15 protein-coding genes and 1 riboswitch are annotated in these 14,740 nt (G+C 59.0%); of the genes, 6 read left to right on the top strand and 9 right to left on the bottom strand.

Going from position 1 to position 14,740, the window contains the following annotated elements; genetic code table 11:
- Positions 1 to 16 precede the first annotated feature (16 nt).
- The gene (locus JNB91_RS13010; protein ID WP_220325941.1) at positions 17 to 994 is read right to left on the bottom strand and encodes a DUF1852 domain-containing protein; all 978 of its coding nucleotides are present in this window, start codon (positions 992 to 994) and stop codon (positions 17 to 19) included.
- Positions 995 to 1,097: 103 nt separating this feature from the next.
- A riboswitch (cobalamin riboswitch) is annotated at positions 1,098 to 1,310 on the bottom strand.
- Between the two features lie 224 nt (positions 1,311 to 1,534).
- Entirely contained in the window at positions 1,535 to 2,971 is a 1,437-nt protein-coding gene (locus tag JNB91_RS13005; protein ID WP_220325940.1) for a diguanylate cyclase domain-containing protein, read from the bottom strand.
- Positions 2,972 to 3,238: 267 nt separating this feature from the next.
- On the opposite strand from JNB91_RS13005, the gene JNB91_RS13000 reads away from it, so the two are divergent.
- The gene (locus JNB91_RS13000) at positions 3,239 to 4,366 is read left to right on the top strand and encodes a glycoside hydrolase family 25 protein (RefSeq protein WP_220325939.1); all 1,128 of its coding nucleotides are present in this window, start codon (positions 3,239 to 3,241) and stop codon (positions 4,364 to 4,366) included.
- Positions 4,367 to 4,475: 109 nt separating this feature from the next.
- Here the strand turns inward: JNB91_RS13000 and JNB91_RS12995 are convergent, their stop codons facing one another.
- The 6 genes from JNB91_RS12995 to JNB91_RS12970 form a co-directional block, all read right to left on the bottom strand.
- On the bottom strand, positions 4,476 to 5,543 hold the full coding sequence (locus JNB91_RS12995) for an HlyD family secretion protein (protein WP_220325938.1): 1,068 nt from the start codon (positions 5,541 to 5,543) through the stop codon (positions 4,476 to 4,478).
- A 35-nt stretch (positions 5,544 to 5,578) separates the two neighbouring features.
- A complete protein-coding gene (locus JNB91_RS12990) occupies positions 5,579 to 7,279 on the bottom strand; it encodes an MFS transporter (protein ID WP_220325937.1) in 1,701 nt (566 codons plus the stop codon).
- Complete coding sequence (locus JNB91_RS12985; RefSeq protein WP_220325936.1) at positions 7,266 to 7,724, bottom strand: MarR family winged helix-turn-helix transcriptional regulator; 459 nt, start codon at positions 7,722 to 7,724, stop codon at positions 7,266 to 7,268. The genes JNB91_RS12990 and JNB91_RS12985 overlap by 14 nt, the downstream gene beginning before the upstream one ends.
- Before the next feature lie 212 nt (positions 7,725 to 7,936).
- The gene (locus JNB91_RS12980) at positions 7,937 to 8,716 is read right to left on the bottom strand and encodes an SDR family oxidoreductase (protein WP_220325935.1); all 780 of its coding nucleotides are present in this window, start codon (positions 8,714 to 8,716) and stop codon (positions 7,937 to 7,939) included.
- A 71-nt stretch (positions 8,717 to 8,787) separates the two neighbouring features.
- Positions 8,788 to 9,213 (bottom strand): HD domain-containing protein, encoded by a 426-nt coding sequence (locus JNB91_RS12975; protein ID WP_220325934.1) that lies wholly within the window; start codon positions 9,211 to 9,213, stop codon positions 8,788 to 8,790.
- Positions 9,214 to 9,282: 69 nt separating this feature from the next.
- On the bottom strand, positions 9,283 to 9,660 hold the full coding sequence (locus JNB91_RS12970) for a GFA family protein (RefSeq protein WP_220325933.1): 378 nt from the start codon (positions 9,658 to 9,660) through the stop codon (positions 9,283 to 9,285).
- Between the two features lie 126 nt (positions 9,661 to 9,786).
- Between JNB91_RS12970 and JNB91_RS12965 the strand changes: the two genes are divergently transcribed.
- Together JNB91_RS12965 and JNB91_RS12960 are read left to right on the top strand one after the other, a co-directional pair.
- The gene (locus JNB91_RS12965; RefSeq protein ID WP_220325932.1) at positions 9,787 to 10,047 is read left to right on the top strand and encodes a type II toxin-antitoxin system VapB family antitoxin; all 261 of its coding nucleotides are present in this window, start codon (positions 9,787 to 9,789) and stop codon (positions 10,045 to 10,047) included.
- Complete coding sequence (locus tag JNB91_RS12960; protein WP_220325931.1) at positions 10,044 to 10,457, top strand: type II toxin-antitoxin system VapC family toxin; 414 nt, start codon at positions 10,044 to 10,046, stop codon at positions 10,455 to 10,457. The genes JNB91_RS12965 and JNB91_RS12960 overlap by 4 nt, the downstream gene beginning before the upstream one ends.
- Positions 10,458 to 10,472: 15 nt before the next feature.
- On the opposite strand, the gene JNB91_RS31345 is transcribed toward JNB91_RS12960, so the two are convergent.
- On the bottom strand, positions 10,473 to 11,573 hold the full coding sequence (locus tag JNB91_RS31345) for a methyl-accepting chemotaxis protein (protein WP_220325930.1): 1,101 nt from the start codon (positions 11,571 to 11,573) through the stop codon (positions 10,473 to 10,475).
- Positions 11,574 to 11,842: 269 nt separating this feature from the next.
- Here JNB91_RS31345 and JNB91_RS12950 point away from each other — a divergent pair, with 269 nt between their 5' ends.
- The 3 genes from JNB91_RS12950 (at position 11,843) to JNB91_RS12940 (ending at position 14,699) form a co-directional block, all read left to right on the top strand.
- Positions 11,843 to 12,355 (top strand): hypothetical protein, encoded by a 513-nt coding sequence (locus JNB91_RS12950; protein WP_220325929.1) that lies wholly within the window; start codon positions 11,843 to 11,845, stop codon positions 12,353 to 12,355.
- Positions 12,356 to 12,668: 313 nt separating this feature from the next.
- Positions 12,669 to 14,273, top strand: a complete 1,605-nt coding sequence (locus JNB91_RS12945; RefSeq protein ID WP_220325928.1) for an L-lactate permease — start codon at positions 12,669 to 12,671, stop codon at positions 14,271 to 14,273.
- A gap of 36 nt (positions 14,274 to 14,309) precedes the next feature.
- Positions 14,310 to 14,699 carry a cupin domain-containing protein gene (locus JNB91_RS12940; protein ID WP_220325927.1) on the top strand — a complete coding sequence of 130 codons (390 nt, stop codon included), beginning with the start codon at positions 14,310 to 14,312 and terminating at the stop codon, positions 14,697 to 14,699.
- Positions 14,700 to 14,740 lie beyond the last annotated feature (41 nt).

Here is a 14,740-nt window from a genome sequence, read left to right as displayed (position 1 = left end):
CTGCTTGTGGTGTTGATCAGGCGGCGCAGTGAGCCAGGAGTTGCTCAACGGCAGCGCGGTATGGCTTGATGAAGTGTTCTTCGGTGAACTTGCCCTGATCCACCGCCAGGCGACTTCGTTCGTCGCGGTCGTAGGCGATCCGGGTCAGGGAATAGTCCTTGTGCTGCAGGTTGGGCTGGTAAAATGTCCCGGCCGCTGCGTTCGCATTGTAGATTTCAGGGCGATAAATCCGCTGAAACGTTTCCATCGTGCTGATGATGCCGATCAGCTCGATATTGGAATAATCGCCGAGCAAGTCGCCGACGAAATAGAAGGCCAGCGGCGCAACGCTGCCCGCAGGCATGAAGTAGCGAACCTGCAATCCCATTTTCCCGAAATACTCATCGGTGGGCGAGAACTCATGCTGCCGGTACTCGACGCCCATAATTGGGTGATGATTTTCGGTCCGGTAATAGGTCTTGCTGGTGGAGGCGCTGATGCAAATGACCGGCGGCTTGCGAAAGTGCGACCGGTAGGCATCCGACCGCAGAAAGGACTTGAACAGGTTCCCATGCAGGTCGCCGAAATCGGCCGGAACACTGAAGGCAGGCAGGCTCTTGTTATACTCCGGCAGCACCACGCTAAAGTCGTAGTCGCGCACATAGGAGGAGAAGTTGTTTCCCACAATACCGTCGATACGTTCACCGGTTTTGTGATCGATGATCGTCGTCTTCAGTATCTCGATGAGAGGAAATGTCTCGCCATCAACATCCAGGCTCATTTCGACTGAAATGATCTCCAACTCTACCGAGTATCGGTCCGCTTTGGGATTGTCCCAGTGCGCGAGGGCGTTGAAGCGGCTATCGATCATCGCCAAGACATTGCGCAGGTTTTCCTGCCGCTTTTCGCCCCTGGCCAGATTGGCGAAATTGGTGGTGATGCGCGTATGTTCCGAAGGACGATAATTCTCGTCGAAGGGTACGCTTGTGATCGTGAAACTGCAGGTCTGAGACATGTTGTGCCCCTATGGAGTTGGGGGCATGGGTCTGCGGACGCATAGCAAGGCAGGCCGCGACAAAGCAGCCTTTGCTACGGCACACTGGGACACCCCGCCCGTGGACGTTATTTCGCCAAAGGCAGGTCTCCTGGCTCACAGGTCATCGCTTCCGTCCGTCTTCCCGGGGTAAACCAGTGACATAATGGACTTCAGCTCGCCGCTTACAGTTGCGGGGGCAGCGTCGGCTTTTCCGTATAACAAGGAGCACCGACTTCCCTCTTAGCCCCGGCGTGTTGCATGCAACGGCCGAGGAACCTTAAGCACTATGACCATATCAAAAGTCAAACGGCCGGTCAATGTCATATAACGATATCTTTATATCGTTAAGTCTATGCTGCGATCGGAGATGCTTGACCCATTGGACTAAATCGCGCGTTGACAGAGGATTTTAGCACGCGCAGGCCTGAGCCGTGGCAAGCCGACGATCGATCAAATTCTCTCTGTCGGCGAGGGCAATTAAAGCAGCTTCGCCTTAGCCCGCTGATTACAGACGCGCCGTCAGGCGCTGCGACGGGTGATTGATGCGGTGGGCGTTGTGTCGACTGGCGCTGCGGGCGAGATCTTGCTTGAAAGGATCGTGCTGCCGCGGGCTGAGGCCTTGGCGTGGTAGAGTGCCGCGTCGGCGGCGCTGATGGCGGCGTCGCAGGAAATTTCGTCCTTCTCCACCCGTCTGATGCCGAAGGACGCACCGATCGTGACGAGGCCTTTCGACAGGGTGACCGGTTCTGCCAATGACAGGGAAAGCCGCCGACAGGTCTCTTCCGCCTGGCTTTCCGAAACCGTCGGCATGAGGATGGTGAACTCATCGCCTCCGAGACGAAACAGGCGGTCGACACCGCGAGTGCCGGCGCGAAGTCGCATCGCAACAGCCTTGCGCAACTCGTCGCCCGCTGCATGCCCATGGGTATCGTTGACCTGTTTGAAACCGTCGAGATCGAGGCAGATGACGGCGACCGGGCCGTTTTCGCTCAGTTTCCGAAACTCCTGTTCGAGCCTTGCGCGGTTTGGCAGGCCGGTGAGGAAGTCGTGGGTTGCGGCATGGCGCATCTGCTTTTCGCGGGCGACCAGCAGGCGGGCGGCGTCGCGCGACATGCGGATGGTGAAAATGCCGATGGCGAGCAGTAGGATGCACACGGTGACGAGCAGCGGCAGCGAGCGATAGAGGAGATCCGCTGCGGGGCTCGGAGGCCGCCAGGAGAGGACCTGCACTTCTCCGCGTGGACCAACGGCGATCTCCACATGCGCCCTGTCCGGCAGGATATCCGTTTGCGGGGCGATCCGCGCGTCATCGAGCAGGAAGCGGGTGCCGAAAAACTCCTGGATCGTGCCGGTGATCGGCATCGCGGTGATCAGGATCGGGGCGCGCTCGCCTTTCGGTTTTGCGGTACCGAAATCCGGTTGGAACAGTGAAGCCGTCATCAGCACGGCGTCATCCCCCAGAACTTCGATGCGGCTGATGCTGACAGGCTTTGGAATGCCTTCGATAACGCGCCCGGTTTCTCGTGCGCGAACATTTGCCACCAGAGCCGCTGCGTCCTCGATAACGGTAGGAATGCCCCGGGTGAAAAATCCGCGATCCTTCACGCTGTCGTCGGTGCGCGAATAAATCAGCCTGTCGCCGTGATCGACGACGGCGACAAACCGTGTGCGGGATGTTCCGATCAGCGATGCGCCGATATTGCGGTCCGTCCATTCGAAATCGAAGCTGTTATCGATCTTGGCGATGGATTCATCCCATATCGTCCATGCTGTCAGCGAGAATTCGATATCGCTGATCCACAGGTCGATATTGTGCTTCACAAGGCTTTCCTGCCGCTGGCGAAGGTCCGCATCGATCTGGGCGATGCCGATATAGGGGATGGTCGCCATGCCGGCGATCAATACCGCAACCGCGATGATGGCCGGACCGACGAGCCTGAAATGGATGAAGCGCATGAGAGTGGGAATGCTCTTGAGATTTGGCTTATGTCAATAATAGCGACTATCGGACGCAAGTTCTTAATAATGGGATTATCGCCGGCCACGTAAGTTGGAGAATCAACGATCGTTTTATTAGCATGCCGTTTGCAAATGCCGGCAACGTGAATGACTCGTAAAGATTGCATTTAGGATTTTTCAGTAAGGTCCCGTTAGTGAAATCCCGTATTGCGTCCGAGAATGGGGCATCCAAGGGCGGGATCGGTGTATTGCGTACGGGTTCTCATGCGTTTTTCTGCTGCCACATCGGTCATCGTTGCCGCCTGTATCGGCCTTTCCGGCTGCACCTCGTCCAATCCTGAGACAGCATTGACCGTGCCGCCGTCTTCGGTGAAGACCGCGCGGCTGGCGCCCTCGCAGGCGATCGTCCCGCCGGTCATGCCGGCCGCATCCGTACCCTCGATCGATCCGACGCCGGTTGCCGCGATCACCCCGCCTGCCGGCGTCAACGATCCACACGAACTCGCCTGGAACGGCGGGGCCGAGCAGACACACGCCTTTGACGGCATGGCACGGACGGTCGGCATGCCTGTTCCGGCCGATCGGCCGGTGGCTTCGCTGCGCCCGGCGCTCAACCCGGTTCTTGAGCAGCCCATGCCGCCCTCAATGCCGCGTTCCAGCGGCCATCAGCGCCTGCGGGTCTACGGTCAGCGCTTCGGCGATGTGAAGCCGATGAATTTCGGCAGGGTCGCGCCTCGCCATTTCGCAGTTCACGGCGTCGATGTTTCCCGCTGGCAGGCCGATATCGACTGGGCGAAACTGCGCACGCAGGGCGCCAACTTCGCCTATATCAAGGCGACGGACGGCGGCGACCATCTGGATCCGATGTTCAAGACCAACTGGCGCGGGGCGCATCAGGCGGGTATTCGCCGCGGCGCGTACCATTTCTTCTACTGGTGCCGGACCGCCGGCGAGCAGGCAGACTGGTTCATCCGCAACGTGCCGCGCGATCCCGATGCGCTGCCGCCGGTGATCGATGTCGAATATAATCACCAGTCCGGCTGCAAGATGCGTCTTTCGACCGAGCGCGTGCTCGAAAAGATGCAGGTCTTCATGGACAAGCTGGAGCGGCATTACGGCCAGCGGCCGGTCATCTATACGGCGCCGGATTTCTACAAAGATCACCTGAGGGGCCAGTTCCGCGACTATCCGTTCTGGCTGCGCTCGGTGGCGGCGCATCCGTCAAAAATCTATCCGGATCGCAAATGGGCGTTCTGGCAATATTCCGGCTCGGGCCTTTCGAAAGGCGTCGAGGGCAAGATCGACCTCAATGTCTTCAATGGCGGCGAGGAAGGCTGGCATGACTGGGTGGCGCGCAACACAGGGTCGGGACAGGCCGTCGCGCGACGCTGACCCGATCACGCTTCAGTCTCAAATATAGAAAAGCCCCGCGCCAAAAAGCTGAACATGGCGCGGGGCTTTTTTTTGTCCGGAAAGGGTGCAAACGAACCTGGCGGGGGTGTCAGTTCGTCTGCGCCAGAGCTGGTCCACTTTGCTGCGCGAGGTCAACGCTGGCGACGACCGACATGCCGGGAACAAGGCTGTCGGCGAGTGGTTGGTTCGGCTCTATCGCGATCCGGACGGGAATGCGCTGGGCGACCTTGGTGAAATTGCCGGTCGCATTGTCGGACTTGATGACGGAGAATTCCGAGCCGGTGGCGGGCGCGAAGCGCTCGATGCGACCCTTGAGGCTCTGGTGGCCGAGGGCATCGACCGTGAAGGTGACTTCCTGGCCGGGCTTCATGCCTTCAAGCTGGGTTTCCTTGTAGTTGGCAACGACCCAGACGTGATTGGGCACGAGCGAGGCGATCTGCGTGCCGGTGGAGACATACTGGCCGAGACGCCCGGTGACTTCGCCGAGCTCGCCGTCCTGCGGGGCGGTGATGCGAGTGTTCTGCAGATCGATATCGGCAAGTTCGACCGAAGCCTTGGCGCCTTCGACGGTGGCTTCCAGCGTGCGACGGTTGACGACGATCGTGTTCAAATCCTGTTCGGCGACGAGAACCGCCGCGTCTGCCTGATGCACGGATGCCTGGGCCTGATCGTAGGTGGCCTGCGCCTTTTCGAAATCGCTCTGGGTCGAGACATTGCTCTTCAGCAGCGACTGGGTGCGGTTATAGGCGGTTTTTGCGGCGTCGAAGGCGGCGTTGGCGCTTTCGACGGCTGCCTTGGCGGAGACGATCTTGGCTTCGGCCGACTTGCGGCTCTGCTCTGAATTGGCAAGCGAGGCCTCAGCGGATGCGAGCGTGGCCTTCGCCTGCTCGAGCTTCTGGGCATAGATCCGATTGTCGATCTGGGCGATCAGATCGCCCTTCTTGACCTTCTGGTAGTCCTGTACCGGAACTTCGACGATATAGCCGGCAAGCTGCGGGCTGAGCAGGGTCACCTGGCCGCGCACATAGGCGTCATTGGTTGTCTCGATCGAGCCTTTGAAAGGCGGCAGGTTCCAGACATAGAGGATGATCAGCACGCCGATAATGCCGACGGCGGCCGCGAGATAGGTTGCGAGTGATCTGAATACGGTTTTCATGGTCTTTGACTTGTTTTCTTGGCCAGGTTCGGGCGTCAGGCAATCTGTGGGGTGTCCGCGCTGCGCGAGAAGCGATGGCGATTGTTCCAGAGGATGTGGAGCGAGAGCAGCGTGATGGCCACTAACGCGAGAAGGAATGTCGCAAAGAAGGCGTCGTCATAGGCAAGCACATAGGCCTGCTGCTGCACCTGCTTGGCAAAGGCGCTGGTGCCCTGGATCGTGTGTTGCGCGGCGTCCGAGCCGGTGCGGCTGTAGGCGGCGACATACTGGTTGATACGCTGGATCACCAGCGGATCGGTGGGCAGGAGGCGGGCCGTCAGGATGGCGGAGTGATATTGCTCGCGCCAGGTGACGAATGTGCCGAACAGGGCGCTGCCGATGAAGGCGCCGACCTTCTGGGTGAAGAGAAATACGGCGATGAAGCTGATGATATAAGTCAGCCCCTTCTTCAGCGCGGCAGCGAAGCCGACGGCCATGGCAGGCGGCAGGAAGAGGCCCGAGCCGAAAGCGATCAGCGACTGGCTGACCAGCATCTGGTCGGGACGCGTCAGCGCGGTCGAATAGCTGTCCATCAGCGTGCCGGCGGCGATCAGGATGAGCGACAGAAGATGGATATAGGGTTCTCGGCCCGGCTTCATGATCAAGCCGCAGAACAGGCCCGAGATGACGCTGGCAATCAGGATCGCCCAGTAGAGATGCGCCATCTGTTCGTTGAACAGGCCGAGCTGGCGGAAGAAGTTGATGGCGCCGGTCGACTGCTCGGTCAACAGCATGCGGAAGACGAGGAGAACACCGGCGAAATGCAGGATTTCCCTTGAACCGATCCAGCGCACATCGATGAGATTGTTCTTGCGGTTGAGCTCCAGCATGATGCAGAGCGTGCCGCTGACAATACCGGTGATCAGTACCCAGGCCAGCCAGTCGGCCTCGAGCCACCAGTAAAGCCGGCCCATGGTGAAGAAGACGGCAAGACTGCCCATCGAGGTGGCAAGAAGGCCGTAACTCAGGTAGTCCATCGACGAGATGACCTTGGCGCGGGGCGGCGATGTCAGCGGCAGGATGTAGATCAGGCCGAAGACGATGAGCGCCAGCGCCAGTTCCACGAGATAGAGACCGCGCAGGTCATGCAGGTCGAGGAGCGAGGGCGATATCAGGCCCGCAAGCGGCGTTGCGAGTGAGAGGCCGACGAGCGCCAGGCACTGACCCCAGCGAAGCTTTTGCGCCGGTGGAAAGATCTCGAGCATGTAGAGAAAGCCCATGGACGAGATCGGAGCGGCGGCGGCGCCGGCGAAGAAACGCAGCGCGATGCTGAGGCTGAGATCGTTCACCCACAGATGCGCGAGACTGATGACCACGTAAGGGATGATCGCCAGTTCACAGAACTGGCGGATGCCGTATTGCGTGCGGACCTTGAACAGGAACAGGCCAAGGCTGGCATTGGGAAAGAGATAGGCTGCCAGCAGCCATGCGGCTTCGTTCTGCGTCGCTTCCAGCGGCCCGGCGATCAGCGGCAAGTTGGTCGAGATCATCGCCGTGCCGAGACCCTGCATGATGAAGGCGGTGACTGAGGTCAGCGCATAAAGAAGGGCAATCGGCAGCGGTTTCGGGACGAAAGGCGGCGGGGCGGCCGGGGTGACAGGGGCAGGCTCAACCGGCTGCTGAACGGCTGGAGTTTCCACGCCCGTCCGCTCGACCACCTGGTCTTCCTGCTTGAGGACTGCATCACGCGCGGACATCATCGACCTCCACATTGGAGACGTTGTCGGAGATCCGCTGCATGAGCGCGATGGCCTGTTTCAACTCTTCCTGTTCGATGCCTTCGAAGAACTGATGACGAATCTGGTCGGCCAGCGCGCGCACGAAGGCGGCCTGTTCTTCTCCATGTTCGGTGAGCGCGATCAGCTTGACGCGCCGGTCATGTGCATCGGGCCGGCGTTCGATCAGGCCGTTTTCTTCCATGCGGTCGAGCAGGCGTACGAGGGTTGCCTGTTCAAGCTCCAGCTCACAGGCAAGTTCGGTCTGCGTCATGTTCTGTTTCTTGGCCAGGCGGAAAAGCGCACGTGCACGGGGATAGGTCAGGCCGTGGGCCGTGACCTTCTTGTTGAAGGTCGTGCGGATCTTGCGGCTGACCTTGGTCAGCTCCTCAAGGAATTCCGAGGCTGTTTGATCGATGTAAGGCATAATAGTTAGCACACTAAGATTGTCTGCTGCATTAGTTAGCACCCAAAGTATCGGATTTCAATCCTTGACCATGCGCAAGTCAGAGGTCCGTTTTTTGCATGGGTCACAGATGGCCGCGCCTCCACGAGCCGCCAAAGGCGGAGAGGCGCTGTCGATCTGGTGCGACGCAATCCCGGTCGCGAAAACCGCTTTCCGCTTTTGCTGGAATTGCTTTAACGCAACAATCCTTGTCCGCCATCGACATAGACGGGGGTTCCTGTGATATGCCGCGACAGGTCGGACGCGAGAAACAGGACAGCCGAAGCGACGTCCTCGCTCTGGCCGGACTTGCCGCCGGTGACGGGGATATCGCCAGCCGGGAACTCAACGGGTACTGCAGTCTTATCGGCCCCGCGAATTTCGGTGTTGTCGTTTATGCTGGTTTCGATGGCGCCAGGGCATACGGCGTTGATGCGGATCCGATGCTGGCCGAGTTCGAGCGCGAGTTGCTGGACCATCGCTACCTGCGCCGCCTTGGTTGCGGCATAGGCGGTAGCACCCGGCGTGTTGAAGCTGCGGTTGCCGTTGATCGAGGATACGACGATCACCGACCCGCCCTGTTTCTTCAGGTGCGGGACGCTGGTATTCAGGGTCAGATAGGTGCCGCGCAGATTGACGCGGATCGTCTGGTCCCATTCATCGGGCTGCAGATCATCGATCGGCGCCCAGACCCCGTTAATGCCGGCATTGGCGACGACGATATCGAGCCTGCCCGTTTGATCGATCAGCGTATCGATCGCCTTGCGCATGTCGGTTTCGTCGGCCACATCTGCATCAAGAACGATGGCCTTGCCGTTCGCCGACCCGATCATTTCCGCGGTGTCCTCAAGTTCGCTTACGGTATGACCGAGAATGCCGACGATCGCCCCGGCCTCCGCCAGCTTGAGCGCCGAAGCTCGACCTATACCTGACCCCGCACCAGTGACCAGAGCGACCCGTGATTGAAGTTTCATCGGCTATCCTCTTTGTTCTGACGGTGTTTCAACGGCCGCAACGAAAGAGAAAAGCCAAGGTTCCGATCAAATCAATCGGGATAGGTTTCGTTCAGGATACGCAGGCCTTCGGCGAATTTGCCGCCATCGCCGCCCATCTGGCGCATCTGCGCGAGATTGTCGGTCAGGTCTGCCCGTTTGACGGGGCGGGCCAAGGGATCGACGATCGAGCGACGGATGAAATCGAAATAGTCCTCGCCGCTACGTTTGCTCATGGCGTCGACAGCATCGATGACTGATTGCGAAAATCCCTCTTCGCGTAGCCGCTCGAATGTCCAGTCGTGGCCTTTTTCGACGACATCGTGAAGCCAGGCGACCAGTGTCTCATCCTTGCCCGTCACATGTTCGGCCACGCGCCGGACGTGGTCGATAAAGGGGCCGCCCGTCCTGCTGGATTGTCCCTCATGCGCCCTGGTGGCGATATCGATCGCCTTTTTCAGCTGTAACTCATAGGTCATCGGGATCTCACCGTGCCATGTTTGCTGGTAAGGAGGAATATCAAAGCGACGCACGGCTGGCGATATGGATCAGAGACGGTTTTCCTCGAACTGCTCCGCGTCCTCAATGGGCGCCAGCCAGTCTTCCCGACGCTTGACCCATAACTCGTAAGTAGGCTGGACATCGGTTGGAGCCATATCGAGCGTGCCGACCCGGATTTCGACTTCATCCTCGACCGGTTCGGAAAAAACGCGTGCGCCGCAGGTCACGCAAAAACCGCGTCCTTCGTAATAGTGGACCTCTCCCGATGCCTCGAAGGCATGAGCCGGCCAGATGCCGAAGGTGGCGAAGACCGACCCGCTTTCCTTGCGGCAGTCCATGCAATGGCAAAGGCCGATACGGATGGGATCTGATTTGACCTTGTAGCGGACGTTTCCGCACAGGCAGCTTCCGGAACGAATGATCATTATGGCTCCTCCAACCTGAGATGTTTGAAATAGGGCCTATCCCATCAACGGCCAGCGCCTTTTCTGTTGCCATCTAGCCATCAATAGCTATCTTGATGGCAGCTGATGATGGAAAGGGAGTGTGATATGGCAGAACCGCAGCTCTCCGTTCGAAGCGCTCGCGCGAAGGACCTAGCCCATAGGCTTGCTCGCCGTGAAAACCGGTCTATCGCCGATATCGTCGAGCGCGCGCTTGAAGCGTATGAAATGCGGGAGGCTGGGCGGGAACCCGCATCAGCATTCTATGCGCGAATTTCCGAATATACGGCAGCTTTCTCCGGTGACGATGCCGATCTGGATGTGATCATCAACGAAAACAGAAAGCCTCATTTAGGTATAGATCTGTGATCTTCGTCGATACCAACGTTATTTCCGAAACGCTGAAGCGAGATCCGGACAGGAACGTCCTTGCATGGCTGGAAAGGTATGATGCCGAGCTGGCTCTTTCGACGGTTGCAATAGCAGAGATCGCCTTCGGTATTTGTAAAATCCGGCCGCAGGAGCGGGCCAACCGATTGGAACTGGCGCTGTCGGATTGGCGTCTCCGTTTCGCAGACCGGATATTCCCTGTCACCGAACAGGCTGCCTTGGCCTATGGTGAACTTATGGGGCACGCCGTACGGAAGGGACGCCCGATGTCCGTGCCGGACGGGTTGATCGCCGCCATTGCGCTTGTCAATGGTGGAAGATTGGCTACCCGCAATATCAAGGATTTCCAGACCTGCGGGCTCGACCTTATTTCGCCCTGGAATTTCTGACGAGCAGCCCCGAGGTTACCGGATATTCAGCGCCAACCGGATTTCATCCTCGTTTTCCAGCTTCTGGATCACCACGCCATACCAGCCGAGGCCGTCGTAATCCTCGTAGCCGAGGGTTTTGGCATAGGCGACGATCGAGCCGTTGTTGTCGTAATAGCTGCCGGAAGGCTGACCGCTCGGATTGGCGAGGGCGAAATGGGTGAAAAGCAGGGCGGGGTTCGTCGTGGCGATGACGCGGCTGTTCCCATCAAGCAGAAGGACGGTGGTCTTTTCCGCTACGTGCGGCGCGAGGTTGGCCTCTTTCTCGACGATCGATTGCCCCTGGTTTTGCCAGTCGAAATAGACGCCGAGCGTGCCCAGAAGCGCGCCGTCGAGTTTTCCGCCTTCGCGGATGCCGGTCGCATAGACAAGGGCCGTGCGGTTGTCGTGCGGGCCGGAGCGTTTGACTTCGTCAACGACATAATCGTCGCCTGACTTGCTGCGGCTCGCGGCGGCAAACCAGGGTTCTTCCGCCAGCGACAGGCCGGTGAGCTTGCGTTGGAATTTCGGATTGGCCGAGGCGATCACTTTGCCGGAAAGATCGGTCATGACGAGATCGAGATAGACGGTGTAGAAGCGGTTGATGACGCCGAGGCGCTCGGACGCGAAGCTGCGGCGCTCTGTCGACGGATCGGCAAGCGCCTGCCAGAGGGCGGTATCGGTGGCCCACCAGCGGACATCGGCGGTGCGCTCGAAAAGGTTGCGGACGATCAACTGAACCAGCGTCTGAGCGAGATCGGTGAGCCTGATGCCCTCCATTTCGTGCACCAACTGATCCGCCATGCTGCGTGTCATCCCGATACGGCCAAGTACGTTGCTTTCGAATTTTGCGGCGATATCGGAGGCGACCTGCGCCAGCCGTTGCACCTCGTTGGCAACCACGGCAAAGCCCTTGCCCGTTTCGCCGGCGCGCGCCGCCTCGATCAATGCATTGATTGCCAGAAGCCTTATCTGCTTGACGACATGGGTATTGTCGGCGCTGAAGCGCTCAAGATCCCTGCCGATGCCGTCGGTGATGACCTGCATCGAGCGGGGCGTTGCTGCATGCTGCTGCTTTTCTGCCTGTGCCGGTATCATTTTGCAGATCCTGATCTGTGAAAAGTAAATGTGACAATATGTCTATATTTTGCACGTTCTGGTTTTTGCTTGGTTAATGTGCACGCGTTTGTCGATGGGAAATGCAATTGTTCTTCGGTTTCTTGAAGCCTCGACGAAATCCAAGTGGGAGGGTCGTTAGCTAAAGACCTGAGTGCAGGAGATATCCGCCGTGAGCTGGTGAACCGTTGTGCTTCTGGAACTTGTACTGAAACTAGACGTTAGGCCTGCATCATCTGATGGAGGTTGCCATGCATGCGCAGTTCCTCACGACTTTCGCCGCAGCTTTGTGCTTGCCGATTGTGACCGCTGGGGCCGCTTTGGCCGCCGAGGGCGATTTTTTGAAATCGATGGATGGAAAATGGTCGGGCAGCGGAAAAGTTCTGACCAGGATCGGTGGTAAATCCGTCAATGTGCGCTGTAATGTCGACTTCTCGGCGGGTGCGACGGACCTTGCGATGCAGGGGTCATGCCGAGCGCTGGCCATCGTCAGCCGGTCCATTTCCGCGGCGCTCAAAGCTTCCGGCACGCGATATAGCGGAACCTACACCGGCCCTTCCGGCCAACCATCCTCGCTTTCCGGAAACCGCCAGGGGCAATCCATCAATCTGGCTGTGCGCTGGGCGAGGGATATCAACGGCGATCGCAATGCGACGATGACGATCGCCAAGCTTGGCGAAAACCGGCTGCGGCTACAGACGATCGATAATGATCCGGCCAGCGGCAAGTCGGTTGTCACGAGCAGTATCGATCTGCGCCAGTAAAGCATCTCAAGCTTCAGCTCCGCCCCGACGGCTGATCAGAGCAAGTCGCCGCGTGACCGACGAGCCTTTAACGCCGACGGTCCTGTGCCCGATGCGCTGTTCCCCCCGAACCTTCTCCCAGCGTCAACTTGCCTCATGGCTGCGGCGGCTTGAGCACTTTCGGTCAAATCCAACTGATATATAAGTATACACATCTTGCGCGAGATGAGTTTTCTCATCGACCTGGACCGCTTTTAGGGGAGGCGATTTTGGCGGGTGCAAGGCTTTGGGTTTGTGCCCGCCTTTGCGGGCAGCGTGGGGAGACGCGCCGAAAATGTTTCAACAGGTTTACGATCCGGTCGCTCAGTCGCTCGGACTGAGTTCGATCTTTGCGGCCCTGCCGCTTCTGACGATGTTCATCATGCTCGGAGGGTTCAGGCTGTCGCCGCAGCTTTCCGGCCTATGCTCGCTTATCGTGGCGATGGGGGTCGCCATCATCATCTACGGCATGCCGGTCTCGGTCGCCGCCAATTCCGCGCTCTACGGCGCGGCGTTCAGTATTCTTCCGATCATCCTGATCATCATCAACGCCATCTGGATCCACAACATGATGGTGAAGTCGGGATATTTCGATATCCTGCGGCGCAGTTTCGGGGTGATCAGCACCGACCTTCGCGTGCAGTCGATCATCATCGCCTTCTGCTTCGGCGGCCTGCTCGAGGCGCTTGCCGGCGCCGGTACGCCGATCGCGATTGCCGGGGTGATGATGGTCGCAATCGGCATGGATCCGCTGAAAGCCGCACTTTGCGCGCTTGTGGCCGATACCGCGCCGGTCGCCTTCGGCGCACTTGGCGTGCCGATCACGACACTGGCTGCCGTAACTGGTTTACCCTATGACGAACTGGGTGCAATCATCGGTCGCCAGACGCCGATCCTTGCGCTGTTCATTCCGCTGATCCTCGTCTGGATCGTCGACGGCGGCAGGGGGCTTCGCCAGACATGGCTGCCTGCATTAATCGCCGGTTTTGCCTATGCCGTGACGCAGTTCATCAGCTCGTCCTGGATTTCGGTGCCGTTGACCGACGTTCTCGGCGCGCTTGCCGGGGCTGCCGCACTCGTCGCCTTCCTGCAGGTCTGGAAGCCGAAGGAAACCATCGAATGCGCCATCGTCAGCGAAGGGGAAAATTCGAAAATCCCGTTCAACAGCCGCAGCGTTTCGATCGCCTTTCTGCCCTATATCGCAATCATCGTGATCTTTACGCTGTCGCAGATCGGGCCGATTGCCCAGGCTCTTTCTGCCGGTGTCAGCAAATTCGCCTGGCCGGGCCTTGCCATCACCAATCCGACAGGTGGTGCGATCGGCACGTCGCTATCGCTGCCCTGGCTGCCGGGTACCGCAACGCTTCTGGCCATTGCCGGCATGTTCTCGATGCCTTTCCTGAAGGTGTCCGCCGGTGCCGCCGTCGAGACCTATGGGGCAACTCTGAAGCAGCTGAAATGGGCCATTCCGACGGTTCTCTGTGTGCTTGCCGTCGCATTCGTCATGAATTTTTCCGGACAGACCATCACGCTCGGGCGCTGGCTCGCCACGACCGGACATGCGTTCGCATTCCTGTCGCCTGCCATCGGCTGGATCGGCGTGGCGATTACCGGATCCGACAATTCCGCCAACGCGCTCTTCGGTGCTCTGCAGGTCGCGGCGGCGCATGAAACCGGCCTGTCACCCTCGCTTCTGGCTGCAGCCAATAGTTCCGGTGGCGTGCTCGGCAAGATGATCTCACCGCAAAGCCTGACAATCGGCGCCGCTGCGGTCGGCATCATCGGACGCGAAGGGGACATCTTCCGCAAGACGCTTCCCTGGAGCATCGCACTGACGCTCGTCCTTTGCGCGATCGTCTTCCTTCAAACGACGCCCGTGCTTTCGTGGATGCTTCCATAAAGCCTCGGAAATGACTGTGAAATAGGAGAACTACCAATGGTCTACAAAGCAACCAACAAGTCGAAATACTGCTACACGATCGAGGATATTCCGCTGGTACCGCTGACGGAACAGTCCAGCACGCGCTTCGTCGCGGCAGGCCCCGCCCTGCTCAGCTTCATCACCAATCCTCCCGGATGCGTATTCCCGATCCACAGCCATGAGGCCGTGCAGATCCTGGTCATTCTGGAAGGTACGGAAGAGCATACCTGCGGTGATGAAACCTTCCTGATGGAAGCCGGCGATGTCTGCGTCCATCCGTCGAACGTGCCGCATGGCGGCCGCACGACGACCGGTTTCCGTGGTATCGACATCTTCGTTCCGCCGCGTGAAGACTACCTGCAGCTGATGGCCAAGCATGGCCTTCCAATTGAAGGCTCCAAGTGATATATTAAAATTCAATAGGCTGTCTTTGCGACCCCTAATCG

Source organism: Aliirhizobium wenxiniae (assembly GCF_019511445.1).
Classification (GTDB): Bacteria; Pseudomonadota; Alphaproteobacteria; order Rhizobiales; family Rhizobiaceae; genus Neorhizobium; species Neorhizobium wenxiniae_A.
The sequence above is the reverse complement of the archived record's forward strand: the minus strand, read 5'-3'. Positions and strand labels throughout refer to the sequence as shown.